23 protein-coding genes and 2 tRNA genes are annotated in these 23,495 nt (G+C 71.7%); 11 read left to right on the forward strand and 14 right to left on the reverse strand.

Going from position 1 to position 23,495, the window contains the following annotated elements:
• Window positions 1-2: 2 nt before the first annotated feature.
• The 4 genes from rsrA to AB0G63_RS21930 form a co-directional block, all read right to left on the reverse strand.
• Complete coding sequence (gene rsrA, locus AB0G63_RS21915) at window positions 3-314, reverse strand: mycothiol system anti-sigma-R factor (protein ID WP_360752687.1); 312 nt, start codon at window positions 312-314, stop codon at window positions 3-5.
• A complete protein-coding gene (gene sigR, locus AB0G63_RS21920) occupies window positions 311-994 on the reverse strand; it encodes an RNA polymerase sigma factor SigR (protein WP_360752690.1) in 684 nt (227 codons plus the stop codon). The genes rsrA and sigR overlap by 4 nt, the downstream gene beginning before the upstream one ends.
• 288 nt (window positions 995-1,282) lie before the next feature.
• A complete protein-coding gene (locus tag AB0G63_RS21925) occupies window positions 1,283-1,912 on the reverse strand; it encodes an alpha/beta family hydrolase (RefSeq protein WP_360752693.1) in 630 nt (209 codons plus the stop codon).
• 1 nt (window position 1,913) lies between these two features.
• Window positions 1,914-2,729 carry an SOS response-associated peptidase gene (locus AB0G63_RS21930; protein WP_360752696.1) on the reverse strand — a complete coding sequence of 272 codons (816 nt, stop codon included), beginning with the start codon at window positions 2,727-2,729 and terminating at the stop codon, window positions 1,914-1,916.
• 51 nt (window positions 2,730-2,780) lie between these two features.
• Between AB0G63_RS21930 and AB0G63_RS21935 the strand changes: the two genes are divergently transcribed.
• From AB0G63_RS21935 to AB0G63_RS21950, 4 genes are all read left to right on the forward strand, one after another.
• Window positions 2,781-3,512 (forward strand): M50 family metallopeptidase, encoded by a 732-nt coding sequence (locus tag AB0G63_RS21935; protein WP_360752700.1) that lies wholly within the window; start codon window positions 2,781-2,783, stop codon window positions 3,510-3,512.
• A gap of 394 nt (window positions 3,513-3,906) precedes the next feature.
• Window positions 3,907-5,238, forward strand: a complete 1,332-nt coding sequence (gene aroA / locus AB0G63_RS21940; RefSeq protein WP_360752702.1) for a 3-phosphoshikimate 1-carboxyvinyltransferase — start codon at window positions 3,907-3,909, stop codon at window positions 5,236-5,238.
• A 4-nt stretch (window positions 5,239-5,242) separates the two neighbouring features.
• Window positions 5,243-6,253 carry a ribosome small subunit-dependent GTPase A gene (gene rsgA, locus AB0G63_RS21945; protein WP_360752704.1) on the forward strand — a complete coding sequence of 337 codons (1,011 nt, stop codon included), beginning with the start codon at window positions 5,243-5,245 and terminating at the stop codon, window positions 6,251-6,253.
• Between the two features lie 77 nt (window positions 6,254-6,330).
• Window positions 6,331-6,654, forward strand: coding sequence for a multidrug efflux SMR transporter (locus AB0G63_RS21950; protein WP_324787594.1), 324 nt, complete (start codon window positions 6,331-6,333; stop codon window positions 6,652-6,654).
• 28 nt (window positions 6,655-6,682) lie between these two features.
• Here the strand turns inward: AB0G63_RS21950 and AB0G63_RS21955 are convergent, their stop codons facing one another.
• Window positions 6,683-7,291, reverse strand: coding sequence for a TetR/AcrR family transcriptional regulator (locus AB0G63_RS21955; RefSeq protein WP_360752707.1), 609 nt, complete (start codon window positions 7,289-7,291; stop codon window positions 6,683-6,685).
• A 167-nt stretch (window positions 7,292-7,458) separates the two neighbouring features.
• Between AB0G63_RS21955 and hisN the strand changes: the two genes are divergently transcribed.
• The 3 genes from hisN (at window position 7,459) to AB0G63_RS21970 (ending at window position 9,730) form a co-directional block, all read left to right on the forward strand.
• Window positions 7,459-8,259: a histidinol-phosphatase gene (gene hisN / locus AB0G63_RS21960; RefSeq protein ID WP_360752710.1), complete on the forward strand. Its 801-nt coding sequence runs from the start codon at window positions 7,459-7,461 to the stop codon at window positions 8,257-8,259.
• Between the two features lie 145 nt (window positions 8,260-8,404).
• Window positions 8,405-9,184: an SDR family oxidoreductase gene (locus AB0G63_RS21965; RefSeq protein ID WP_360752712.1), complete on the forward strand. Its 780-nt coding sequence runs from the start codon at window positions 8,405-8,407 to the stop codon at window positions 9,182-9,184.
• 153 nt (window positions 9,185-9,337) lie between these two features.
• On the forward strand, window positions 9,338-9,730 hold the full coding sequence (locus tag AB0G63_RS21970) for a CBS domain-containing protein (RefSeq protein WP_324787598.1): 393 nt from the start codon (window positions 9,338-9,340) through the stop codon (window positions 9,728-9,730).
• 171 nt (window positions 9,731-9,901) lie between these two features.
• On the opposite strand, the gene AB0G63_RS21975 is transcribed toward AB0G63_RS21970, so the two are convergent.
• Window positions 9,902-11,353, reverse strand: a complete 1,452-nt coding sequence (locus AB0G63_RS21975; protein WP_360752714.1) for a catalase — start codon at window positions 11,351-11,353, stop codon at window positions 9,902-9,904.
• A 144-nt stretch (window positions 11,354-11,497) separates the two neighbouring features.
• Between AB0G63_RS21975 and AB0G63_RS21980 the strand changes: the two genes are divergently transcribed.
• Window positions 11,498-11,914: a Fur family transcriptional regulator gene (locus AB0G63_RS21980; RefSeq protein ID WP_324787600.1), complete on the forward strand. Its 417-nt coding sequence runs from the start codon at window positions 11,498-11,500 to the stop codon at window positions 11,912-11,914.
• A gap of 144 nt (window positions 11,915-12,058) precedes the next feature.
• On the opposite strand, the gene AB0G63_RS21985 is transcribed toward AB0G63_RS21980, so the two are convergent.
• From AB0G63_RS21985 to AB0G63_RS22000, 4 genes are all read right to left on the reverse strand, one after another.
• Window positions 12,059-12,132 (reverse strand) — tRNA-Met (locus AB0G63_RS21985).
• Window positions 12,133-12,268: 136 nt separating this feature from the next.
• Window positions 12,269-14,080 carry a tetratricopeptide repeat protein gene (locus tag AB0G63_RS21990; protein ID WP_360752718.1) on the reverse strand — a complete coding sequence of 604 codons (1,812 nt, stop codon included), beginning with the start codon at window positions 14,078-14,080 and terminating at the stop codon, window positions 12,269-12,271.
• Window positions 14,081-14,287: 207 nt separating this feature from the next.
• Window positions 14,288-14,361: transfer RNA gene (locus AB0G63_RS21995), tRNA-Met, on the reverse strand.
• A gap of 43 nt (window positions 14,362-14,404) precedes the next feature.
• Window positions 14,405-17,374 (reverse strand): UPF0182 family protein, encoded by a 2,970-nt coding sequence (locus AB0G63_RS22000; RefSeq protein WP_360752774.1) that lies wholly within the window; start codon window positions 17,372-17,374, stop codon window positions 14,405-14,407.
• Window positions 17,375-17,537: 163 nt separating this feature from the next.
• Here AB0G63_RS22000 and AB0G63_RS22005 point away from each other — a divergent pair, with 163 nt between their 5' ends.
• Window positions 17,538-18,080, forward strand: coding sequence for a PPA1309 family protein (locus AB0G63_RS22005; RefSeq protein ID WP_360752720.1), 543 nt, complete (start codon window positions 17,538-17,540; stop codon window positions 18,078-18,080).
• Between the two features lie 120 nt (window positions 18,081-18,200).
• Here the strand turns inward: AB0G63_RS22005 and AB0G63_RS22010 are convergent, their stop codons facing one another.
• The 4 genes from AB0G63_RS22010 to AB0G63_RS22025 all read right to left on the reverse strand — a co-directional run bounded on the left by AB0G63_RS22010 (window position 18,201) and on the right by AB0G63_RS22025 (window position 21,335).
• Window positions 18,201-19,298 (reverse strand): PDZ domain-containing protein, encoded by a 1,098-nt coding sequence (locus tag AB0G63_RS22010; RefSeq protein WP_360752722.1) that lies wholly within the window; start codon window positions 19,296-19,298, stop codon window positions 18,201-18,203.
• Window positions 19,299-19,364: 66 nt separating this feature from the next.
• The gene (locus tag AB0G63_RS22015) at window positions 19,365-19,529 is read right to left on the reverse strand and encodes a hypothetical protein (protein ID WP_360752726.1); all 165 of its coding nucleotides are present in this window, start codon (window positions 19,527-19,529) and stop codon (window positions 19,365-19,367) included.
• Between the two features lie 144 nt (window positions 19,530-19,673).
• Window positions 19,674-20,132, reverse strand: a complete 459-nt coding sequence (locus tag AB0G63_RS22020; protein ID WP_360752729.1) for a molybdenum cofactor biosynthesis protein MoaE — start codon at window positions 20,130-20,132, stop codon at window positions 19,674-19,676.
• A gap of 90 nt (window positions 20,133-20,222) precedes the next feature.
• Window positions 20,223-21,335 (reverse strand): SDR family oxidoreductase, encoded by a 1,113-nt coding sequence (locus AB0G63_RS22025; protein WP_360752733.1) that lies wholly within the window; start codon window positions 21,333-21,335, stop codon window positions 20,223-20,225.
• A gap of 191 nt (window positions 21,336-21,526) precedes the next feature.
• Between AB0G63_RS22025 and AB0G63_RS22030 the strand changes: the two genes are divergently transcribed.
• Window positions 21,527-22,969, forward strand: a complete 1,443-nt coding sequence (locus tag AB0G63_RS22030; protein WP_360752735.1) for a zinc-dependent metalloprotease — start codon at window positions 21,527-21,529, stop codon at window positions 22,967-22,969.
• The gene (locus AB0G63_RS22035; protein ID WP_360752738.1) at window positions 22,966-23,487 is read left to right on the forward strand and encodes an NUDIX hydrolase; all 522 of its coding nucleotides are present in this window, start codon (window positions 22,966-22,968) and stop codon (window positions 23,485-23,487) included. Before AB0G63_RS22030 ends, AB0G63_RS22035 begins: the two co-directional genes overlap by 4 nt.
• Window positions 23,488-23,495: the final 8 nt, after the last annotated feature.

Consider the following 23,495-nt stretch of genomic DNA (forward strand, 5'->3'; position numbering starts at 1 on the left):
GGTCAGGACTCCTGGGGCGTGACCGGGAAAGCGGTCACGTCGTGTTCGGGCACGGCCTGGCCGGAGCGGATCAGGTCGATCCGCCCCATCACCTTGGAGCGCAGGTCCGTCGGCACGTCGTCATGTCCGCAGCACCGCTTGACCAGCTTCTTCACGGCCTGCTCCAGGCCGTACTTCTCCAGGCACGGCGAGCACTCCTTGAAGTGCTGCTCGAACTTGTCGCGGTCCACGTCGGGCATCTCGCGGTCGAGGAACTCGTAGAGGTGGTCGAGGACCTCACCGCAGTCCGTCTCGTGCGGCTCTCCGCAGCTCATGAGCCCGAGCCTTTCGCTTCGTTCGACTCTCCGGCGCCGGCCGGGACCAGGCCTCGCTCGCGGGCGTAGTCCTCGAGCATGCCGCGCAGCTGACGGCGGCCCCGGTGCAGCCGGGACATCACCGTACCGATGGGTGTCCCCATGATGTCGGCGATCTCCTTGTACGCAAAGCCCTCGACGTCCGCGAGATAGACGGCGATGCGGAACTCCTCGGGGATCGCCTGGAGGGCTTCCTTGACGTCCGAGTCCGGCAGGTGGTCCAGCGCCTGCGACTCCGCCGAACGCAGACCGGTCGACATGTGCGACTCGGCGCGCGCGAGCTGCCAGTCCTCGATCTCCTCGGCCGCGGAGCGCTGCGGCTCCCGCTGCTTCTTGCGGTAGGAGTTGATGAACGTGTTCGTGAGGATCCGGTACAGCCACGCCTTCAGATTGGTGCCTTCGCGGAACTGGTGGAAGGACGCGTACGCCTTGGCGTACGTCTCCTGCACCAGGTCCTCGGCGTCGGCCGGGTTGCGCGTCATGCGCAGGGCGGCCGAGTACATCTGGTCGAGGAATTCGAGCGCGTCCCGCTCGAAGCGCGCGCTGCGCTCCGAGGCCGACTCCGCGCTGACGCCCTGGCCCTCGGGCAGCTCCGCCTGGCCGTTGTCGGTCCCTGCGTCGATCCCAGTGACCGGACCCACCTCCTCAAGATTCCGGGTAGCACCGAAACCGGTGCCACCAGAATCGGAGGATAGACGACTACCCGACTCCGCCGCCCCTCGAATCGGAGCGGTCTTCGCCGCGTGCAGCACCGTCCAGTCCAGGTCAGCACGGCTGCTGCGGCTCGGGCAGTAGGTCGAACCCATGCGGCGGACTTCCTCTCCGTACGACGTCGGTGCTGGTGGTCCAGCACGTCTGTCCGCTAAACAGTGGCCGCGCGCGCGGCATTCCCCGCCCCCGCACAGCCCCTCACAGCCCCTCACAGCCCCTCACGCCAATGAGGCCATCCAGCGCGCCACGCCGTCGGTGATGATCCCCAGGGCGTGCTCCTGTCCGGTCGCCGCCCGCTTCGGCACGGCGAAGCCGTGGTCCCCGTACGGCACCTCGATCAGCTCGTAGTCGCCCTCGGGGAACTCCTCCGGCCTGCCGAACGGGTCGTTGCCGCCCTGCACGACGAGGGCGGGCACCCCCGCGCCGAGCAGTTCGCCGGCCCGGGACTTCTCCGGCCTGCCCGGCGGGTGCAGCGGGAAGCTCAGGGCGAGGACGGCGCGCGCCCCCAGCCCGGCGGCGGTGCGGCAGGCCACGCGGGCGCCGGCGCTGCGGCCGCCCGCGACCACCGGCAGCCCGTGGCCGGCGAGCGCGGGCCACACGCCCCGCCAGCCGGCGTCGAGCGTCTTCGGCGCGGGCGCCACCTTCTTGCCGGCCACCCGCCAGGGCTGTTCCACGAGGGCGACGCTCACCCCGTGCCCCGGCAGCACCTCGGCCAGGGCCCGCAGGTCCCGCGCCTCGACACCGCCGCCGGCGCCGTGCCCCAGGGCCAGCACCAGCCGCGCGGCGTCGGCCTCGTGCCAGGTGATGCGGGCGTCCCCCGCCTCCGTGCCAATGATCTCGGTCGTCACATCAGAAGAGTGTGCCCGCCTCGGGTCCGTCGAGCTCCTTCAGCAGCTCCGGTCCGTTGTTGCGGACGTTGCTGACGGCGGTGGAGACGGGGTAGGCGCGCATCAGTCCGGGCGGGGGCGGCTGGAGCAGCGCGCGCAGCTCGTCGGGGTCGGTGCGGGACGGGTCCAGCCAGGCGTCCCAGCGGTCCGGGGTGAGCATGAGCGGCATCCGGGGGTGGATCTCGGCGAGCGTGCGCGGTCCCTCGGCGGGGGCCACGGCGAGGGGGGTCGTCTCCGCCTCGGTCGTGATCACCGTGCAGGTCGCCCACCAGGCCTGCGGGTGGTCGTCCGGCAGTGTCCGGTCCCGCCAGAACTCGTACAGCCCGGCCATGGCGAACACCGACCCGTCGGCGGGCAGCACGAAGTACGGCTGCTTGCGCGGCCGCTTCCGCTTGCCCTCGACCTCCAGGTCCCGCTCCTGCCGGCCGGTGACCCACTCGTAGTAGCCGTCGGCCGGGACGACGCACCGGCGCGCGGCGAAGGCCCGCCGGTACGACGGCTTCTCGTGGACGGTCTCGGCCCGGGCGTTGATCATGCGCGCCGCGCCCTCGGGGGTCTTCGACCAGGACGGCACCAGGCCCCACTTCAGCCTGCGCAGCTGGCGGACGGGGCGCGGGTCGCCGGTGTCCTTCAGGGGGCGGTCGAGGACGACGTGGACCTCCTTGGTCGGGGCCACGTTGTAGTCCGGCGCGAGAGCCTCCCCGGGCTCCCACTTCTCGATCTCAAAGACTCCTGCGAGATCCTCGGCTCCACGACTCGCTGCATACCGTCCGCACATGCGTGCCACACTGCCAGATTCCGCACCGGGAGAGGGAGCCACCGAGCCACCATGGACAGCGCCGCCAGCACCGCACCCGCCTCGCTCGCGTCCCTGTGGGACGAGGTCTTCGGCGTTCAGCCGGACCCCGACCTGTGGGTGGTGATCGCGACCCTCGTCGCCGCGCTCGCGGTGACCGTCCCGCCGGGCCTGTGGCGGGTGTCGCGCAACGCGATCACCATCGCCCACGAGGGCGGGCACGGGCTGGTCGCGCTGCTCACCGGCCGCACCCTGACCGGCATACGTCTGCACTCGGACACCAGCGGTCTGACCGTCAGCCGCGGCAAGCCGGACGGCCTCGGCATGATCCTGACGGCGGCGGCCGGCTACACCGCTCCCCCGCTGCTGGGCCTGGGCGGCGCCGCGCTGCTGGCCGCCGGCCGCATCACGCTGCTGCTGTGGCTGGCGACGGCGCTGCTGCTGGCGATGCTGGTGATGATCCGCAACGCCTACGGCGTGCTGACGGTGGTGCTGACCGGGGGCACGTTCCTGCTGGTGTCGTGGCTGGCGGGGGCGCAGGTGCAGGCGGCGTTCGCGTACGCGGTGGTGTGGTTCCTGCTGGCGGGCGGCGTGCGCCCGGCGTTCGAGCTGCAGGCCAAGCGCAGGCGGTCGGGCGCCGGGGACTCGGACGCGGACCAGTTGTCCCGGCTGACGAACGTGCCGGCGGGACTGTGGCTGTTCCTGTTTCACGCGGTGTCCCTGTGCTCGCTGATCGGGGGCGGACGCTGGCTGCTGGAGCTGTGAGCGCGCGACCGCGCGACCGTGCTTCCTGTGGCTGCGCGACGGCGCCCCGTGGACCCGCGCGACGGCGCTTCGTAGTCCCGTACGACCGCACCCCGCGGTCCAGTGCGACCGCGCCCCCTGGGCCCGCGTGACGGTGCCCGTACGCGACGGCGCTTCGTAGTCCCGTACGACCGCACCCCGCGGTCCAGTGCGACCGCGCCCCGTGGTCCAGTGCGACCGCGCCCGGTGGGCCCGCGTGACGGCGCCCGTGGTCCCGTAAGACCGCGCCCCGCAGGCCCGTGCGACGGCGGGTGTCCGGGTGCGGGGCCGGGCCGCTGTGCGGCTCCTGCCGCGCGGGCCCGACCAGCCACAACAGCGCCGCACCAGAACCACGGGCGCCTTATAGAGTGGGCCCATGGCCCAGAACCCCGCACACACCGCCCTCTGGCCCGCCCCGCACGCGAGCGGGGCCGTCGACGCGACGGTCCACGTGCCCGGGTCCAAGTCGGTCACCAACCGCGCCCTGGTGCTCGCGGCGCTCGCCTCCGAGCCCGGCTGGCTGCGCCGCCCGCTGCGCTCCCGTGACACGCTGCTGATGGCGGGCGGACTGCGCGCCATGGGCGTGGAGATCGAGGAGGGGGTCGGCCCCGACGGCTCCGGGGAGGCCTGGCGGGTGCTCCCGACGGGCCTGCGCGGCCCGGCCGCGGTGGACGTCGGCAACGCCGGCACGGTGATGCGCTTCCTGCCGCCGGTCGCCGCGCTGGCCGACGGCCCCGTCCGCTTCGACGGCGACCCGAGGGCGTACGAGCGTCCCCTGAACGGCGTCATCGACGCGCTGCGTGTCCTCGGCGCCCGGATCGACGACGACGGCCGCGGCGCGCTGCCGCTGACGGTGCACGGCGGCGGCGCCCTGGACGGCGGCACGGTGGAGGTCGATGCCTCCTCCTCGTCCCAGTTCGTCAGCGCCCTGCTGCTGTCCGGTCCGCGTTTCAACCAGGGCGTCGAGGTCCGTCACGTCGGCGCCTCGCTGCCCTCCCTGCCGCACATCCGGATGACCGTCGACATGCTGCGCGCGGTCGGCGCCCAGGTGGACACCCCGGAGTCGGGCGGCGAGCCGAACGTCTGGCGGGTGACGCCGGGCGCCCTGCTCGGGCGGGACCTGACGATCGAGCCGGACCTGTCCAACGCACAGCCGTTCCTGGCGGCTGCCCTGGTCACCGGCGGCAAGGTCGTCGTGCCCGACTGGCCGGAGCGCACCACCCAGCCCGGCGACAGGCTGCGCGAGATCTTCACCGAAATGGGTGGTTCCTGTGAACTCACCGATTACGGGCTGGTGTTCACCGGTTCGGGTGCTGTTCACGGCATCGATGTGGACCTGAGCGAGGTCGGCGAGCTGACCCCGGGCATCGCGGCGGTCGCCGCCCTGGCCGACTCCCCGTCGACCCTGCGCGGGGTGGCCCACCTGCGCCTGCACGAGACGGACCGGCTGGCCGCGCTGACCAAGGAGATCAACGAACTCGGCGGCGACGTGACCGAGACCGCCGACGGCCTGCACATCCGTCCGCGCCGCCTGCACGGCGGGATCTTCCACACCTACCAGGACCACCGCATGGCGACGGCCGGCGCGGTCATCGGCCTGGCGGTCGAGGGCGTGCAGGTCGAGGACGTGGCGACGACGGCCAAGACCCTGCCGGAGTTCCCCGAACTGTGGACCGGGATGCTGGGCGGCGTGGAGAGCCGGGGATAACGGCATGCGCCGCTACGGCAAGCACACCGACGAGGACGACATCCGCAGCCGCCCGAACCGCAAGGGCAACCGGCCGCGCACGAACATCCGCCCCAAGCACGAGGACGCGGCCGAGGGCATGGTCCTCACCGTCGACCGCGGCCGGCTGACCTGCCTGGTGGACGGCCGGACCGTGCTGGCGATGAAGGCGCGCGAGCTGGGCCGCAAGGCGGCGGTGGTCGGCGACCGGGTGGCCATCGTCGGTGACCTGTCGGGCCAGAAGGACACTCTCGCGCGCATCGTCCGCATCGAGGGGCGCACGTCGCTGCTGCGCCGCACGGCCGACGACGACGATCCCTACGAGCGCGTGGTCGTGGCCAACGCCGACCAGCTGGCGATCGTCACCGCCCTGGCCGACCCCGAGCCCCGCCCGCGCCTGATCGACCGGTGCCTGGTGGCGGCGTACGACGGCGGGCTCGACCCGCTGCTGGTGCTGACCAAGTCGGACCTCGCCCCGCCGGACAAGCTCCTGGAGCTGTACGGCGACCTCGACATCCCCTACGTCGTCACCAGCCGCGAGGAGCTGGACAGCGGCGCCGCGGCGGACCGGGTGCGCGAGCACCTCGCCGGCAAGATCACCGCGTTCGTCGGCCATTCCGGCGTCGGCAAGACGACGCTGGTCAACGCGCTGGTCCCGGAGGACCGGCGGCGGCTGACGGGGCGCGTCAACGCGGTCACGGGCCGCGGCCGGCACACCACGACCTCGGCGCTCGCCCTGCCGCTCGCCGGGGCGGACGGCTGGGTGGTCGACACCCCGGGCGTCAGGTCCTTCGGCCTGGCGCACATCGACCCGTCCCGGGTCATCCACGCCTTCCCCGACCTCGAACCCGGCACGGAGAACTGCCCGCGCGCCTGCAGTCACGACGAGCCGGACTGCGCGCTGGACCAGTGGGTCGCCGAGGGCCACGCGGATCCGGCCCGCCTGTACTCCCTGCGCCGGCTGCTGGCCACCCGGGAGCGCACCGACGGCGACTGACCACCGCGTTGTTTGGGTGGACACGAGTCCGGCAAGTGCATAATCGCACCGAGCCGGACCCAACGGGAGGACAGCACATGGCGTGGCTGCTGGTCATCGTGGCCGGGATGCTCGAGACCGGTTTCGCGGTGTGCCTCAAGCTGTCCCACGGCTTCACCCGGCTGTGGCCCACGATCGCCTTCTGCGTCTTCGCGCTCGGCAGCTTCGGCCTGCTCACCCTCTCGCTGCGGAAGCTGGACGTCGGACCCGCCTACGCCGTGTGGACCGGCATCGGGGCGGCGGGCACCGCGATCTACGGGATGATCTTCCTCGGCGACCTGGTGTCCACCCTGAAGATTGTCTCGATCAGCCTGGTCATCATCGGCGTCATCGGCCTGCAGCTGTCGGGCTCGGCGCACTGAGGCACCGGGCCGGGACGCGGTCACGCCGTCACGCCGTCAACTGGCTCCGCACAGTGGTCCGTACGAGGTCCGCGACGCCGCCCTCCCCCGGCGGGGCCGTCACGCAGGACAGGGCGACGCGTATCACCAGCTCGCAGGAGCGGGCGAGGCCGGCGGTGTCCGGCTCGGGCGCTCCGGGACCGGACAGGACCGCGACGGCCCGGTCGCGGACCGCCGCCACGAGGTCGCCGGGCGAGGGCAGCGGACCGTCCGCCCGGCGCTGCGCCGGCACGGCCGAGGTTGAGGGCACCGCCGACAGCGTCGGAGAGGGCAGCCACGGGCTCCAGCAGCCGGTGAGCACGGCCCGCACGAGCGCGTTCCCGCGGGCCGCCGACGCCGTCCACTCGGCGACGGCGACCAGCCTGTCGCGGGCGTCGGAGTGCGCGGTCAGCGCCCGCTCGGCCCCGGCGAGAAAGCCGTCCGCCTCGCGTCTCACGAGCGCGCGGGCCAGCCCCTCCTTGCTGCCGAACTCGTTGTACAGCGTCTGCCGGGACACTCCGGCCGCCGCGGCCACGTCCACCATCCGCACGGTGGACCACGGTCGGCGCGCCAGCGCCGAGTACGCGGCGTCCAGTAGGGATTCCCGCGCTGCAGGCATCATCGCCTCCCTGGGGCGAGCGGCTCTGCGCCCAGGTTTGACGCGCTCGGAGGCACTGTCAAGGGTGCGCGGAGGCACCTGGAGGCACTCTTCGGACACCAGGTGCCGCCCCGTCCACGGCAGGGCCCGGTGGCCCCTTCCCGACCTCGCCGGATAGCGTTCGTTCCATGCCGGACTACCTTGACGACCTGCGCTTCGCCCACGTCCTCGCGGACGCCGCCGACGCGGCCACCATGGACCGCTTCAAGGCACTCGACCTCAAGGTCGAGACCAAGCCGGACATGACCCCGGTGAGCGAGGCCGACAAGGCCGCGGAGGAGCTGGTCCGCGGCCAGCTCCAGCGCGCCCGTCCCCGGGACGCGATCCTCGGCGAGGAGTACGGCGTCGAGGGCACGGGGCCCCGCCGCTGGGTGATCGACCCGATCGACGGCACCAAGAACTACGTGCGCGGGGTGCCTGTGTGGGCCACCCTGATCTCCCTGATGGAGGCCGGCGAGACCGGCTTCGAACCCGTCGTCGGCGTCGTCTCCGCTCCCGCCCTGGGCCGCCGCTGGTGGGCGGCGAAGGGGCACGGCGCGTTCAGCGGGCGCAGCCTGTCCTCGGCGACCCGGCTGCACGTCTCGCGCGTGTCGCGGCTGGCGGACGCCTCGTTCGCGTACTCCTCGCTGTCCGGCTGGGAGGACCAGGGCCGCCTGGACGGCTTCCTCGACCTGACCCGCGAGGTGTGGCGCACGCGCGCGTACGGCGACTTCTGGCCGTACATGATGGTCGCCGAGGGCTCGGTGGACATCTGCGCGGAGCCCGAGCTGTCCCTGTGGGACATGGCCGCCAACGCGATCGTCGTCACCGAGGCCGGCGGCACCTTCACCGGCCTGGACGGCCGCCCGGGCCCGCACAGCGGCAACGCGGCCGCCTCGAACGGCCTGCTCCACGACGAACTGCTGGGTTACCTCAACCAGCGCTACTGACGGCGAGTACGGCCGCCGGGACCCGGACGCCGCCGGGCGCGGCCGGGACCCCGGACGCCGCCGGCACGGCCGGGCCCCCGGACGCCGCCGGCACGGCCGGGCCCCCGGACGCCGCCGGCGCGGGCGCGCGTCCTAGGGTGCGGGCATGAGCTCGCGGACGTACCTCTCCGAACTGTTCTCGCTGGACGACCGGGTCGCCGTGGTGACCGGCGGCAGTTCCGGCATCGGCCGGGCCATCACCGGGGCCCTGGCGCGGGCGGGGGCGAGCGTGGTGGTCGTGGCCCGCAGGGAGGCGGAACTGGCGGCGACGGTCGAGGAGTTGACGGCCGACGGCTGCCGGGCGGCCTGGGTGAGCGCCGACCTGAGCAGCCGTGAGGGCGTGCGCGCGGCGGCCGAAGAGGCGGCCGGGGTGTTCGGGGAGCCGGACATCCTGGTCAACTCCGCCGGGGTCAACCTGCGGCCTCCGCTGGGCGAGTTGGGCGACGACGTGTGGGACACCACGATGGCCGTGAACCTGGAGGCGCCGCACCTGCTGGGCCGGCGGTTCGGACCGGGCATGGCCGAGCGGGGCTTCGGCCGGATCATCCACATCTCCTCCCAGCAGGCGCACCGGGCGTTCGTGCAGAGCGGCGCCTACGGGGTGTCCAAGGGGGCGCTGGAGTCGCTGGCCCGCTCCCAGGCGGAGGCGTGGTCGCCGTACGGGGTCACCTGCAACACGCTGGTGCCGGGGTTCGTCATGACGCCGCTGAACGCCCGGCTGTCGTCGGACCCGGAGAAGGTGGCGGCGCTGGCCGCGCGGACCATGGTGGGGCGCAACGGCCTGGCCGAGGACTTCGCGGGCGCGGCGGTCTTCCTGGCGAGCCGCGCCTCCGCGTACGTCACCGGTCAGTCGATCTTCGTCGACGGCGGCTTCTCCGTCCACTGACCGCCCGTCGGCCGCCCATCACCCGTTCGGGGATGACTGCCCCGCACCCTCTTGTTGACCCGCCCTTTGCCTGTCACTCTGAAAGTCCCCCCGCTTGTGCATTTGTGAATCCATGAACAAACTGCGGGGCACCCTCAGGAGGTGGCTCATCCCATGCTCGTCCGTGACGCCATGAGCACAGTCGTCCTCACCATCGGCCCCGCGCACACCCTGCGCCAGGCCGCGGCCCTCATGTCCGCCCGCCGCGTCGGCGCGGCCGTGGTACTCGACCCCGACGCCGGCGGTATCGGCATCCTCACCGAACGCGACATCCTCAACTCCGTCGGCCTCGGCGAGGACCCCGACACGGAGCGCGCCCACGACCACACCACCACCGACGTGGTGTTCGCCGCCCCGTCCTGGACCCTGGAGGAGGCGGCCCGCGCCATGTCCCACGGCGGTTTCCGGCACCTCATCGTCTGCGACCGGGGCGAGCCCGTCGGCATCGTCTCGGTCCGCGACATCATCCGCTGCTGGGCTCCGGTGCGGCAGGAGGTGCCGGCCTGACACGACGACCGGCGCCCCGGCGCTCATCGAGGCTCCACGGTGCCCCGTGAGGCTCCAGGGCGCTCCAGCACTTCATGACACAGCAGCACTTCATGACGCTCCATGACGAACGGGCCGGTCTCCTTCGCAGGGAGGTCCGGCCCGTCCGCCACGGCAAGCGGTCCGGCGTTGTCAGCCGCGCAGGGCCTGGACCGCGGCCTCCAGCCGCTTGCCGAAGTCCTCGTCCGCCCGGCGGAAGTTGCCGATCGCGCGCTCGGCGATGTCGTCGCGCGAGACCTTGGCGAGGGAGCCCGCCAGGTTGCCGATCAGGCGTTCCTTCTCGTCCTCGGACATCAGACGGTAGAGGTTGCCCGCCTGCACGAAGTCGTCGTCCTCGGCGTGCACGGGGGCCTCGTGGTCGCCGGTCACGCCGCCGACCGGGATCGGCTGCCACAGCGGCCGGTCCGTCTGGAAGGGGCCGCCGAAGCTGTTCGGCTCGTAGTTCTTCGCGCCCTTGTGGCGGCCGTCGTACAGGTAGCCGTCACGGGAGTGGGTGCGCGCCTCGGTGGCGTGCGGGCGGTTCACCGGCAGATGGTCGGCGTTGACGCCGACGCGGTAGCGGTGGGCGTCACCGTACGCGAAGAGGCGGCCCTGGAGCATCTTGTCGGGCGACGGGCCGATGCCCGGCACGAAGTGCGCGGGGCTGAAGATGCTCTGCTCGACCTCGGCGAAGATGTTCTCCGGGTTGCGGTCGAGCTCCAGCTTGCCGATCTCGACGACCGGATAGTCGGCGTGCGGCCAGACCTTGGTCAGGTCGAACGGGTTGAAGCGGTAGGCCGCCGCGTCGGCCGCCGGCATGATCTGCACGCCCACGGTCCACGTCGGGTACTCGCCCCGCTCGATGGCCTCGCGCAGGTCGCGCTGGTGGGAGTCGGGGTCCTTGCCCGCGAGGACCTCGGCCTCCTCGGCGGTGAGGTTCTTGATGCCCTGGTCGGTCTTGAAGTGGTACTTGACCCAGAAGACCTCGCCGGCCTCGTTGTTCCATTGGAAGGCGTGCGAGCCGAAGCCGTCCATGTGACGGTAGGACGCCGGGATGCCCCGGTCGCCGAACAGCCAGGTCACCTGGTGGGTCGACTCCGGGGACAGCCCCCAGAAGTCCCAGACGTTGTCGGCCTCCTGGCTGCCGGTGTACGGGTCGCGCTTCTGGGTGTGGATGAAGTCCGGGAACTTGACGGCGTCCTTGATGAAGAACACCGGGGTGTTGTTGCCGACGAGGTCGTAGTTGCCCTCCTCGGTGTAGAACTTCACCGCGAAGCCGCGCGGGTCGCGGACGGCGTCGGCGGCGCCGAGGTTGCCGGCCACCGTCGAGAAGCGCAGGAAGACCTCGGTCCGCTTGCCGACCTCGGAGAGGAAGGCGGCGCGCGTGTACGGCGTGACGTCGGCGGTCACCGTGAAGGTGCCGTAGGCCCCCGCACCGCGGGCGTGCACCACGCGCTCCGGGATGCGCTCGCGGTTGAAGTGGGCCAGCTTCTCCAGGAGCAGCTGGTCCTGCACGAGCACGGGACCGCCGGCGCCCGCGGTCTCGCTGTTCTGGTTGTCGGCCACCGGTGCACCGGCCTCCGTAGTGAGCGGTCCCTGCGTCACGTGCGCCTCCTGCATGACTTCCTGCTGTTTCTGTCTCGCGGCCAAAGCCAGGCTCGATCCTACATTGGACTAAATCCAAGTCAAGCGCGACTCTAAAGTCACATCTATTCAGGATCTGGGCATCTTGCTGTTAAACTGGCCCGCATGAGTGACCTTTTGGAACGGCTGCGCGGACGCGGATGGCGCATGACCGCACAGCGGCGGGTCGTGGCCGAGGTTCTCGACGGCGAGCACGTCCACCTGACAGCGGACGAGGTCCACGCCCGGGCCGTCGCCAAGCTGCCCGAGATCTCCCGGGCGACCGTCTACAACACGCTGGGCGAGCTGGTCTCCCTCGGCGAGGTGCTCGAGGTCGCCACCGACAAGCGCGCCAAGCGCTACGACCCCAACGCGCACCGGCCGCACCAGCACCTGGTCTGCGCCGGCTGCGGCGCGATCCGGGACGTCCACCCGAGCGGCAACCCGCTCGCCGACCTGCCCGACTCGGAGCGCTTCGGCTTCACGGTCTCGGACGTCGAGGTGACCTACCGCGGCCTGTGCCCGAGCTGCGCGGCGGCATAAGCCCTTCCGAAGCCCCGGCCCCTGGATCCGCCCACGGACGCCGGGGCTTTCCGCTGCCCAGGAGCGGCGGCCGCACCCCCGGACATCCTCCGGACGCACCGAGGGCCGGAATCCAAGATCTGGATTCCGGCCCTCGGCCTTCAGTAGCGGGGACAGGATTTGAACCTGCGACCTCTGGGTTATGAGCCCAGCGAGCTACCGAGCTGCTCCACCCCGCGGCGATGAACGAAACATTACGTCAAGGACGTGCACAGAGGCAAATCGCTTTCGGCGCAGGCCAGGGGCAGCCCTCTGGCGGACCAGGGGCAGGCCCTGTGGCGGGCCGGGCGCGCTCCGTGACGGCCCGCACGGCCGCTACGCCGACAGCTCCTCACGCAGCGCGTCCCGCAGCCGGGCCGCCCGCTCGGCGACCTCACCGGGTCCCAGGGACACCGCGCGATCGGCCCACCGCTGCCCCTCCGCCAGCTCACCCCGACGCGCGTAGACCAGGGCCAGCCGCAGCGCGGCCCGGCCGTGCCCGGCGTCGGCTGCCCGCGTCCACCAGACCGCCGCCTCCGGCTCGCTGCCCTCCCGGGCCAGCAGCAGGCCCAGATTGAAGGCGCCGTTGCGGGACCCGGCCTCGGCCGCCTCCCGGTACCACCGGGCCGCCGCCACGACGTCCCCGCGGGCCGCGGCCAGCATCCCCACCCGCACCTGCGCCCGCCGGTGCCCCTGGGTGGCGGCGCGCTCGTACCACTCCTCGCACTCGGTCTTGACGTGCACCGGCTCCCCGAGCTCGTGCGCGTGCGCCGGCGGCCTGCGCGCGTCCAGCACGGTCGCCAGCCGGTAGGCGCCCTCCGCGCTGCCGCCCCCGGCCGCGCATCTGAGGTACCGCTCCGCGGCGAGGTCGTCCCTCTCCCGGAGCCGCGCGATCCCGACCTGAAGCGCCGCCTCCGTGTGCCCGGCGGCCGCGGCGCGCTCGTACCAGCGCAGCGCGGCCCCGTTCTCGCCCCGGCCCGCGTACAGGATTCCCAGGTTGAACGCGGCGTCGACGCTCCCGGCCTCCGCGGCCTTGGAGAACCACGGCTCGGCGCCGGTCGCGTCGCCGCCCTGCAGCAGCAGGATCGCCAGCGCGTTCGCCGCCTCCCGGTGCCCCGCGTAGGCCGCACGCCGGTACCACTGCTCGGCCTGCGCGGTCCGACCCTGCTCGGCGCACAGCAGCCCGAGGTTGTAGGCGCCGTTGTCGTCCCCGGCGTCCATCGCCGCCCGGTACCACCGCTCGGCGGTCTGGGTCTCGCCGCGCTCCGCGTGCAGCGCCCCCAGCGCGTTGGCCGCGTTGCCGTCCCCCTCCTGGGCGGCGCGCAGCCACCACACGGCCGCGCTCTCGGTGTCCCCGGCGTCACGCAGCAGGAACCCCAGGGCGCAGGCGGCCCGTACCTCGCCTTCCTTGGCCGAGGTGAGGTACCAGCGCCCGGCCTCCTTCAGCTCGCCCCGCTTCTCCAGGATCGCCCCGAGGTGCAGCGCGGCCCGCCGGTGCCCGCGCGCGGCGGACTGCCGGTAGAACTGCTCGGCCTGCGCCATCAGCGCGGCGCCGTCGCCGCTCCCGGTGTCCTCCGCGAGCGCGGCCTTCCGGTCGAGCGCGCGGGCCAGCCGGTACGCCGCCTCGCGGTGCCCGCGCTCGGCCGCGGCCCGCATCCACCGTTCGGCGGCGGAGTCCTGACGGTGTTCCAGCAGGTCGGCTAGCGCGTAGGCGCCGAGCACGTGTCCCTGCTCGGCGGACTGCCGCAGCCAGTACTCGGCGGCCGGCTCGTCGCCGCGCTCGCGGTGGTGGCGCCCCAGCGCGTGGGCGGCCGCGGCCGACCCGGCGACGGCGGCGATGCGCCACCAGCCGGCCGCCTCCTCGGGGTATCCGCGCTGGTGGAGAAGGACTCCCAGGTTGTTGGCGGCGGCGCGGTCGCCGGCGGCGGTGGCGGCACGCAGGTGGGGCTCGGCGCCGTCGAGATCGCCGCGGCGCAGCAGCATGGCCCCGAGGACGCTCATCGCCTCGACGTCGCCGGCCTCGGCCGCGAGCCTCTGCCGCACTTCCTCGGCGGCCTCCTCGGCTGCCTCACCGGCCTCCCCACCGTCGGAAGGCTGCACAAATCGCCCTGACTCGAACAGAGTTGCCTTCTCCCCCATAACGTCCATCGTCGCACCACCTGCTAACTGGGTACACCTGGTATACCGCAGCCAGTGAGGTCACTTCAGCGTTTTGTCGACATGCCCACAGAGAGACAAGTCAAACACAGATCGCCCAACTCCCCACGGCGGCACGGCCTTCATCTGCCCCCGGCACACGTGTTCGCACATGACGAAGGCCCGGATCCTTTTCAGGATCCGGGCCTTCGTCTTCAGTAGCGGGGACAGGATTTGAACCTGCGACCTCTGGGTTATGAGCCCAGCGAGCTACCGAGCTGCTCCACCCCGCGCCGTTGTGCTGCAACCGTACCACGGCGCGGGAGGGGCGTTCGATCAGCCGCCGCTCGGGCTGCTGCTGGGACTGCTGCTCGGACTGCTCCTGGGACTGCTACTGGGACTGCCGCTGGGGCTGGGTGTGGCGCTGTTCTTGGAGCCGCCGCCGCTGGTCTTGTCGGCCTTGGCCTGTGCCGCCTCGGCCCGCCGCAGAGCGTCCTCGAGGTCCTTCTGCGCCTGGCCGTACGCCTTCCAGTCGCCCTTCTTCAGGGCCGCCTGGCCGGCGTCGAAGGCCTTCTGTGCGTCGCTCAACGCCTCCTGGACCGTCGGGTTGCCGGACGTCGGCGGCTTGGTGGTGGACTCGTCCGGCGGCGTGGTGGTCGAACCGTCCGCTCCGAAGACCTTGTCGAGGGCCTGGTCGAGGGTGTCCTCGAAGGCGGTGTTGCCTCCGTAGGTGACCAACACCTTGCGCAGCAGCGGGTACTTGAGCCCACCGCCGCGCACGTAGACCGGCTCCACGTACAGCAGTCCTCCGTCGAGCGGCACCGTCAGCAGGTTGCCGTACTCGACCTCGGAGTCGCCGCGGCTGAGCAGGCTGATGGTCTCGGCGATGTTCTGCTCGGAGTTGAACTGGCTCTGTACCTGTTTGGGCCCGTTGACCGTCGTGTTGGTCGGCAGTTTCAGGATTCTGATCTTGCCGTAGTCGGGCGTGCCCGCCTCGGCGTCGACCGCCATGAACCCGCTGAGGTTGTCCCGCCCGTTGGGCGTGAACGTCGTCGTCAGCGAGAACGCCTGGGAGGACTGGTCGGGCATCTTCATGCTGAGGTAGTACGGCGGCACCGCGTCGCCCGACTTGTTGGTCGGGTCGTCCGGCACCTGCCACACCTCGGAGCCGCTCAGGAAGGTCTGCGCGTCCCTGACGTGGTAGCGGGTCAGCAGCTCGCGCTGCACCTTGAACAGGTCCTGCGGATACCGCAGATGGGCCAGCAGGTCGCCCGAGATGTCCTGCTTGGGCTTCACCGTGCCCGGGAACGCCTTCATCCACGTCTTCAGGACGGGGTCCTTGGTGTCCCACTGGTAGAGCTTGACCTCGCCGCTGTAGGCGTCGACGGTCGCCTTCACCGAGTTGCGGATGTAGTTGACCTGGTTCTGCTGGGCCACCACCGCGCGGGAGTTGTTCGTCGCGGTCAGCGAGTCGGCCGTGGTGTCGCCCAGGGTCGTGCGCGAGGCGTAGGGGTAGCCGTTCGTCGTCGTGTAGGCGTCCACGATCCACTGGATGCGGCCGTCCACCACCGCCGGATAGGCGTCGCCGTCGATGGTCAGCCACGGGGCGACCGCCTCGACGCGCTCCTTGGGCGTGCGGTTGTACAGGATCCGCGAGCCCTCGCCGATCGCCCCCGAGTAGAGGATCTGCGGCTCGCTGAACGCCACCGCGTACGCGGCCCGGTTGACCGGGTTGGCGAGGTTGACGCCGCTCTTGCCGGTGTAACTGGTCGTCTTCTCACCGCTGTCGTCGGAGTAGTCGATCTCCTTCTGGGGACCGCCGACGATCGAGTACGTGGTGGTCTTCTCGCCGTAGTAGACGCGCTGCTGGTACGTGCCGAGGTCGCCCTTGGACGGCAGGTCGGACTCGGTGAAGACGGGCCGGCCCTCGTCGTCGGCCTCGGTGCCCTTGGCGGCGACCACGCCGTAGCCGTGGGTGTACCGGAAGTGGTCGTTGATCCAGTTGTTCTTCGGGATGCCGTTCAGGTTCAGCTCGCGCAGACCGAGGACGGTGTCCTGGTCCTTGCCGTCCTTGCTGTAGCGGTCGACGTCCAGGTTGGTCGGGAACGCGTAGTAGTTCCTGATCTGCTGGAGCTGCTGGAAGGTGGGCGAGACGATGTTCGGGTCCATGATCCGGATGCTCGCCGTGGAGTCCACGTCGTCGCGCAGCTTGGTCTTGTTCGTGGTGGTACTCGTCCCCGAGTACTCGGTGACCTTCGCGTCGTCGATGTCGTACGCGTCGCGGGTCGCCTTGAGGTTCTTCTGGACGTACGGCGCTTCCTTGGCCTGCTCGTTGGGCTGGACCTGGAACTTCTGCACGATCGCCGGGTACAGCCCGCCGATGAGGATCGCCGACAGGACCATCAGGCCGAAGCCGATCACCGGCAGCTGCCAGGTGCGCCGCCACAGCGTCGCGAAGAACAGCACGGCGCAGATGACGGCGATGCAGAACAGGATCGTTTTGGCCGGCAGGTAGGCGTTGGCGTCGACGTACCGCAGGCCCGTCCAGTTGTCGGTGGCCTTGAAGTCGCTGGACTTCACCGCCAGGCCGTAGCGGTCGAGCCAGTAGGCGACCGCCTTCAGCGCGACGAAGATGCCGAGCAGCACCGACAGGTGGCCGGTCGCCGCGGAGGTGGCACGCGCACCCGGGGAGGTGATCCGCAGGCCGCCGTACAGGTAGTGGGTGAGCGCGGCGGCGATGACGGACAGGATCGCGGCGGCGAAGCCGAAACCGAGCAGGAAGCGGTACCAGGGCAGGTCGAAGGCGTAGAAGGACACGTCGAGGTGGAACTGCGGGTCCTTCTGGTGGAAGGGCACGCCGTTGACCCACATCAGCCAGGTCCGCCACTGGCTGGAGGCGGAGGCGCCCGCGATCAGGCCGACCAGGGCGGTGATCCCGAGCAGCAGCCACTTCTTGTACGGCGCGATGCCCATCCGGTAGCGGTCGAGGTTCTGCTGCTCCATCGACATGGCGCTCAGCGGCGGGCGCAGGCGGTGGGCGAGCCAGATGTTCACGCCGACCGCCAGCGCCATCAGCAGGCCGAAGACGAAGAACAGGCCGATCTTGGTCGACAGGGTGGTCGTGAAGACCGACGAGTATTTCACCGACCGGTACCACAGCCAGTCCGTCCAGAAGCCCGCGAACATGGTGAACGCCATGCCGAGAACGGCAAGCACGCCCAGTGTCATGAGCAGGGTCCGGACGCGCCGGGACGGGCGGCCCACTCTCATCCGCGGCCCCGTCGGGCCTCCGCCGCGGTCCGGCATCTGGAAAGCCAAGGTGCGCACCTCGAAGTCGCTGTCGTCAATTCAGGCCCGCGTGTTCGTGGACCGTGCGGGGCCCCCGTGCTCCGGGGGCCCACACCTATGCAACTTACTCACCGTTTACTCGGTTCCCGATTCCGCCCGGGAACGAGGCAGGATTGTGACCATGTCCAACACACCCATGGCGGCGAGCCCGCTGACCCGGGCCGTGCTCGAGATCGACGAGTACGCCTCCGGCCTCGGCTGGGACCAGCCCGCCCGCCTCTTCGCCCTCGTAGACACCGCTCGGCTGCGGGCTGAGGAACCTGCCCTCGCGGCCCAGCTCGGCCTGGAGGACGAGCCCGAGACCACCGGTCTCACCCCGATCGAGCAGGACGAGATCCCCGCGGGCCGGCCGCTGGACGAGTTCCTCGGCACGATCGCCTGGCCGGACGCGGTGGCCGGCTGCGCGCTCACCGTGGAGCGCCTGATGCTGCCGCCGTCGGCGGAGGCGTCCGTCCCCCAGGACCTGGACGAGAAGAGGCTCGCCCGGTGGGTGGCCGAGCACCCGGAGCGCCAGGAGGTCCGCATGACGGTCGCGGTGCTGCGCGACGGCGCCCGCGAGTCGGCGCTGCGGCTGCGCGAGAAGGACTCCCCCACGGAGGTCCTCACGGGCTCCGACCTGGTGCCGGGGCTCGCGCAGGCACTGGCCGCCACGTTCGAGGACTGACCGGGTCCGGCATCGTCTCGGGGGTACGCGGTACGGGGCCGGGGCGGGGCGCTCCCGGTCCCGGCCCCGTACCGCACGTGTGCGCCGGCTCCGGCCGTCAGCTGTCGGGTCTGCCGGTCGTCAGCCCTTGGCCGTGCACTTCGGCAGGTCGGAGGTCTTGCCGGTGCGGATGTCCTTCAGCGCGGCGAGGGCGTCGCCGATGGTGTTCACCTTGACCAGCCTGAGCCCGCCGGGGGTGTCCTTCGCGGCGGCCGAGCAGTTGTCGGCCGGGGTGAGGAAGTACCGGGCGCCCTTGTCGCGCGCGCCCACCGTCTTCATCTCGATGCCGCCGATGGGGCCCACCTTGCCGGCGTCGTCGATGGTGCCGGTGCCGGCCACGAACGCGCCGCCGGTGAGGCTGCCCGGAGTGAGCTTGTCGTAGATGCCGAGCGCGAACATCAGGCCGGCGCTCGGCCCGCCGACGTCCGCGAGCTTGATGTCGATGGTGAACGGGAACGTGTGATCGGTGCCTGCGGAGATCCCGACGATGGCGCGCTTCTCCCCGCCGTCGTCGGAGGCCGCGGTCGTGATGGTCACGTTCTTCGTCCGGGTCGCCGTCCGGTGCTGCTTCTCGGCGGCGGCCTGCTCCTTGGCGGGCACGATCGTGAAGACGACGTTCTGGCCGGGCTTGTGCTTGGTCACGAGCTTCGCCACGTCGGCGGGCGCCTTGACGGCCGTGCCGTCGACGGCCTTGATGACGTCGCCGGCGTGCAGCCTGCCCTCGGCCGGGGAGTCCTTGACCACGGTCGAGACGATCACCCAGGACGCCACCGGGACGCCGAGTTCCTTCAGGGCGGCGACCTTGGCGCTCTCCTGCGACTGGCTGAACTCCTCGGCGTTCTCCTGGTTGGACTGCTCCTCGGTCTTGCCGTCCGGGTAGAGCGTGTCGTGCGGCACGACCTTGTTGTCGTGTGCGAGCCAGCCGTACACGGCCTCGACGAGGTTCATCTTGTAGTCGGCGCTGGTGACGCGCACGGTGGTCATGTTCAGGTGGCCGCTGGTGGCGTACGTCTTGCGACCGGAGATCTGCAGCACCGGCTCGCCGCCGTGCTCCCCGAGCGTGTTCACCGTCGGTCCCGGCGACATCTCCGAGTACGGCACGGGGATGAACACTCCCGCGCACAGGAGCGCGATCAGCATCAGGGTGGAGGCGAGCATCGTCGCGGTGCGGCGTGGCATGCCACGACAGTACGGGACGCCTGTGTCAGCGCACCGTCAGCCCCACCCCTGTCATGTACCGGAGTGTCATGTACCCGAGTGGGACTTCTCCATGGCCTCCCGGAACCGGGCGTACCCGTCCAGCTCGGGACCGTCGCTGCGCACCTTTCTGGTCCGGTTGGCCCAACTGCCCCACAGACCGGCGGCGATCGCAGCCACCAGAGGAATCAACAACCAGACGAGCACGCCCATGCCGACCTCCCGACCCCGCTGAGCGACCGCAAGAACTGACTGATCAGCAGATTAACCATGCGCACTGACAACGCTCACGGCGGGGGTGGGGTCACGCAACCCGAGTCGTACAAAAGGATTCACGACACGCTGCCCATGACGGCACTACGCGCCCACCCACTCCTCGGTTCCGTCGGAGAACGTCTGGTGTTTCCAGATGGGCACCTCGTGCTTGAGGTCGTCGATCAGCTTCCGGCAGGCGTCGAAGGCCTCGCCCCGGTGCGGACACGACACGGCCACGACGACCGCCAGGTCCCCGACCGCGAGGTCGCCGACCCGGTGCACCGCGGCGAGGGCGCGCACCGGGTACTCCGCGGCCACCTTCTCGGCGACCCGTCGCATCTCGGCCTCGGCGCTGGGGTGACACGAATAGCCCAACCGGTCGACGTCGGCTCCCCCGTCGTGGTTGCGCACGGTCCCGACGAACAGCGCGGTCCCGCCGGCCGCGTCGTCCCCTACGGCGCGGAAGATCTCGTCCACGGACAGGGGCGTCTCGCGGACGCCGATGAGCTTGACGGGGTCGTCCGCGGCCTGCTCACCGGGGTGCTGGTGCGTGGGTTCCATGGGCCCCATCGTGCCTCACCGCTCCGACAGCGCGGAACGGCACCGGGACTGCGGCGGACACCCGCCGCGGCGCGCGGCGGAAGCCGCCGCTCAGATCCGCCGTCGCGCCTTGCGCGCCCGCCGCACCACCGCCGCCGCACCGAGCAGCGCCACCGTCGCGCCCGCGGCCCCGGCCGCCGTCGCGTCCTTGCGTCCCAGCCGCCGGCCGGCGACCGTGTGCCTCCCGGAGACCTCCTCCAGCAGCTGCGCGAGGACCTCCTCGTTGGTCCACTGCGGCCGCCACCCCGCGTCGTGGAGCCTGCTGCCGCTCACCACCCAGGGGTACATCGTGTACGCGAGGTCTCCGGCCGGGGACGGCGTCAGCCCGATGCGGTGCAGCCGGGCCGCCGCCCCCAGCGCGACCGCGGACGGCAGTTCCATGCGCCGGATGCCGCTGAGCTCCTCGACCTCCTCCTGCTCCAGCCAGCCCTCGCAGCCGACGGCGAGTTCCCCTTCGACCTTCTCCAGAACGGCGTACTCCAGCGCCCCGCACAGGTCCTCGACGTGGCAGAACTGCCACGCGGGCCGTGACCCGGCGACGACGAGCAGCCGGGGCGACTCGAAGTACCTGGTCAGCGCGGTGTCCGTGCCGCCCACCAGCACGGCGGGGCGTACGACGGTGACGTTGAGCCCCGGGTGAGCCCGGGGAGCGCGGCGTGCCAGCCGCTCGATCTCCAGCAGGTCCCCCACCCCGGTGGCCTCCGCCGTCGCCCGCAGCTCCGCGTCCTCCGACAGCGGCAGCTCGTTGTCCGGCAGCGCCCCGTAGACCATCGCCGAGGTGCACAGCACGACCCGGTGGACCCCGGCCGCCGCGGCGGCCGTCAGGACGGTCTGCGTCCCTCGGACGTTGTAGGCCGAACGGGCCGCCGAGTCGGTCTCCAGGTTCAGGTCCAGGGCCAGGTGCACCACCACGTCGGCCCCGCGCAGCTTGTCGGCGATGGCCGGGTCCCGCACGTCGAGGATGTGCCACTGGGCCGCCGCGCACTCGCCGCGCCGTTCGTCGATGGCGACGACCTGCCTGATCTCACCGGACGCGGCGAGCCGCTCGGTGAGCAGCGCGCCCACCCCCGACGCGGCGCCGGTGACCGCGACGACGGGCCCGCGTGTCGCGGGACTGGTTGACCGGTTTCGCGCTGCGCGAACCTGCGGATCTGGGGAACTCACCGGGCGTCTCCAGCGGTTGTCTTCAGTACGGGTGCGAGTGACGCGTCCGTACCAGGTGGCATCCATCCTGCCGCAGGCTGACAGTCGGCGAAGCACCGAGGCCCGAACGGCTCGGGGTGTCTACGCTGGGTGGTGTTATCGGGCAGTCGCGCCGTCGGGACAACCGGCGGCCTTACCAGCCGAGGAATCCCGTGAGTGACACCCCATTCGGATTCGGCCTTCCGCCGGAGGAGCCGGAAGACGGCGACGAGGGCAAGAAGAAGGACCAGGAGAGCGGCGGTGGTCAGGGCCCGGCCAACCCGTTCGGTTTCGGGCTGCCCGGCGCCGGGGGCTTCGGCGGCCCTGGTGGCCCCGGTGCGGACAATCCGCTCGCTGCCATGTTCGGTTCGCTGAACCCCACCGACCTGGGCGCCGCTTTCCAGCAGCTGGGCCAGATGCTCTCCTACGAGGGCGGCCCGGTGAACTGGGACATGGCCAAGCAGATCGCCCGCCAGACCGTCTCCCAGGGGGCGGCGGACGGCTCGAAGGACTCCAGCATCGGTCCCGCCGAGCGCACCGCGGTGCAGGAGGCCGTCCGGCTGGCCGACCTGTGGCTCGACGACGTCACCTCGCTGCCCTCGGGCGCCGGCTCCTCGGTGGCCTGGTCTCGCGCGGAGTGGGTGGAGGCGACGCTGCCCGCCTGGCAGGAGCTCGTCGACCCGGTCGCCGAGCGCGTCGGCGCGGCGATGGGCGATGTCCTGCCGGAGGAGATGCAGGCCATGGCCGGCCCGCTGATCGGCATGATGCGCTCCATGGGCGGCGCCATGTTCGGCACCCAGATCGGGCAGGCCGTCGGCGTGCTCGCGGGTGAGGTCGTCGGCTCCACCGACATCGGCCTCCCGCTCGGCCCGGTCGGCAAGGCCGCGCTGCTGCCGGTGAACATCGAGGCGTTCGGCAAGGACCTGGGCGTGCCGAAGGAGGAGGTGCGGCTGTACCTCGCCCTGCGCGAGGCCGCCCACCAGCGTCTCTTCGCCCATGTGCCGTGGCTGCGCTCGCACCTCTTCGGTGCCGTCGACGGGTACGCGCGCGGGATCAAGGTCGACACCGCGAAGCTGGAGGACGTGGTCGGTCAGTTCGACCCGCAGAACCCGGAGCAGTTGCAGGACGCGCTGCAGCAGGGCATGTTCCAGCCGGAGGACACGCCCGAGCAGAAGGCCGCCCTGGCCCGTCTGGAGACGGCGCTGGCCCTCGTCGAGGGCTGGGTCGACGCGGTGGTCCACGCGGCCGCGAAGCCGCGTCTGGGGTCCGCGGACGCGCTGCGCGAGACCCTGCGCCGCCGCCGTGCCTCGGGTGGTCCCGCCGAGCAGACGTTCGCCACGCTGATCGGTCTGGAACTGCGCCCCCGCCGTCTGCGTGACGCCTCCCGCCTGTGGGCCTCGCTCACGGACGCGCGCGGCGTCGACGGCCGCGACGGGCTGTGGGCCCACCCCGACATGCTGCCGACGGCCTCCGACCTGGACGACCCGGACGGCTTCGTGCACCGGGAGCAGATCGACTTCTCCGAGCTCGACAGGATGCTCGGCGAGGCGGCGGAGAAGCCCGACCTGCACAAGAAGGGCGACGCGGGCGACACGGAGGACGACGGCGCCGAGTGAGCCTGTACGACGACGCGGTCCTCGTCCTGAAAGGGTACGAGGGCCAGGAAGAGCTGCGCCAGGCCTACCTCGACCACCTCGCGGCGCATGCCGACGGCGTGTGGAAGGCCTGCACCGCCGGGCACGTCACGGCGAGCGCCCTGGTGGTGGACCCGTCACGCGGCCGGGTGCTGCTGACGCTGCACAGGAAGCTGCGGATGTGGCTGCAGACGGGCGGTCACTGCGAGCCGGCGGACGCCTCGCTGGAGGCGGCGGCGCTGCGCGAGGCGACGGAGGAGTCCGGCATCGCGGGGCTGACGCCGCTGCCGGGCGGCCCGGTGCGTCTGGACCGGCACCCGATCCCGCCGCCCTGCCACTGCCACTACGACGTCCAGTACGCGGTGCTGGCGCCCGCGGACGCGCGGCACACCGTCAGCGACGAGTCGCTGGACGTGCGCTGGTTCGCCTACGACGACGTGGCGGGCGTGGCCGACGCCTCGGTCCTGCGCCTGCTGGAGGCCACGCTCGCGAGGCTGTGACGGGTGCG

Origin of the sequence: Streptomyces sp. NPDC020996 (genome assembly GCF_040641355.1) — a bacterium.
Classification (GTDB): Bacteria; Actinomycetota; Actinomycetes; order Streptomycetales; family Streptomycetaceae; genus Streptomyces.

Excerpts from the sequence above, each read along its gene's own strand:
- rsgA (WP_360752704.1), top strand. The coding sequence starts at position 5,243 with ATGCGCCGCTACGGCAAGCACACCGACGAGGACGACATCCGCAGCCGC.
- AB0G63_RS22010 (WP_360752722.1), bottom strand. The coding sequence starts at position 19,298 with ATGCCACGCCGCACCGCGACGATGCTCGCCTCCACCCTGATGCTGATC.
- AB0G63_RS22005 (WP_360752720.1), top strand. The coding sequence starts at position 17,538 with ATGTCCAACACACCCATGGCGGCGAGCCCGCTGACCCGGGCCGTGCTC.
- AB0G63_RS21965 (WP_360752712.1), top strand. The coding sequence starts at position 8,405 with ATGAGCTCGCGGACGTACCTCTCCGAACTGTTCTCGCTGGACGACCGG.
- AB0G63_RS21930 (WP_360752696.1), bottom strand. The coding sequence starts at position 2,729 with ATGTGCGGACGGTATGCAGCGAGTCGTGGAGCCGAGGATCTCGCAGGA.
- rsrA (WP_360752687.1), bottom strand. The coding sequence starts at position 314 with ATGAGCTGCGGAGAGCCGCACGAGACGGACTGCGGTGAGGTCCTCGAC.
- AB0G63_RS22000 (WP_360752774.1), bottom strand. The coding sequence starts at position 17,374 with ATGCCGGACCGCGGCGGAGGCCCGACGGGGCCGCGGATGAGAGTGGGC.
- AB0G63_RS22020 (WP_360752729.1), bottom strand. The coding sequence starts at position 20,132 with ATGGAACCCACGCACCAGCACCCCGGTGAGCAGGCCGCGGACGACCCC.
- AB0G63_RS21990 (WP_360752718.1), bottom strand. The coding sequence starts at position 14,080 with ATGGACGTTATGGGGGAGAAGGCAACTCTGTTCGAGTCAGGGCGATTT.
- AB0G63_RS21955 (WP_360752707.1), bottom strand. The coding sequence starts at position 7,291 with ATGCCTGCAGCGCGGGAATCCCTACTGGACGCCGCGTACTCGGCGCTG.
- hisN (WP_360752710.1), top strand. The coding sequence starts at position 7,459 with ATGCCGGACTACCTTGACGACCTGCGCTTCGCCCACGTCCTCGCGGAC.
- AB0G63_RS22015 (WP_360752726.1), bottom strand. The coding sequence starts at position 19,529 with ATGGGCGTGCTCGTCTGGTTGTTGATTCCTCTGGTGGCTGCGATCGCC.
- AB0G63_RS21935 (WP_360752700.1), top strand. The coding sequence starts at position 2,781 with ATGGACAGCGCCGCCAGCACCGCACCCGCCTCGCTCGCGTCCCTGTGG.
- AB0G63_RS21980 (WP_324787600.1), top strand. The coding sequence starts at position 11,498 with ATGAGTGACCTTTTGGAACGGCTGCGCGGACGCGGATGGCGCATGACC.
- AB0G63_RS21950 (WP_324787594.1), top strand. The coding sequence starts at position 6,331 with ATGGCGTGGCTGCTGGTCATCGTGGCCGGGATGCTCGAGACCGGTTTC.
- AB0G63_RS21970 (WP_324787598.1), top strand. The coding sequence starts at position 9,338 with ATGCTCGTCCGTGACGCCATGAGCACAGTCGTCCTCACCATCGGCCCC.
- aroA (WP_360752702.1), top strand. The coding sequence starts at position 3,907 with ATGGCCCAGAACCCCGCACACACCGCCCTCTGGCCCGCCCCGCACGCG.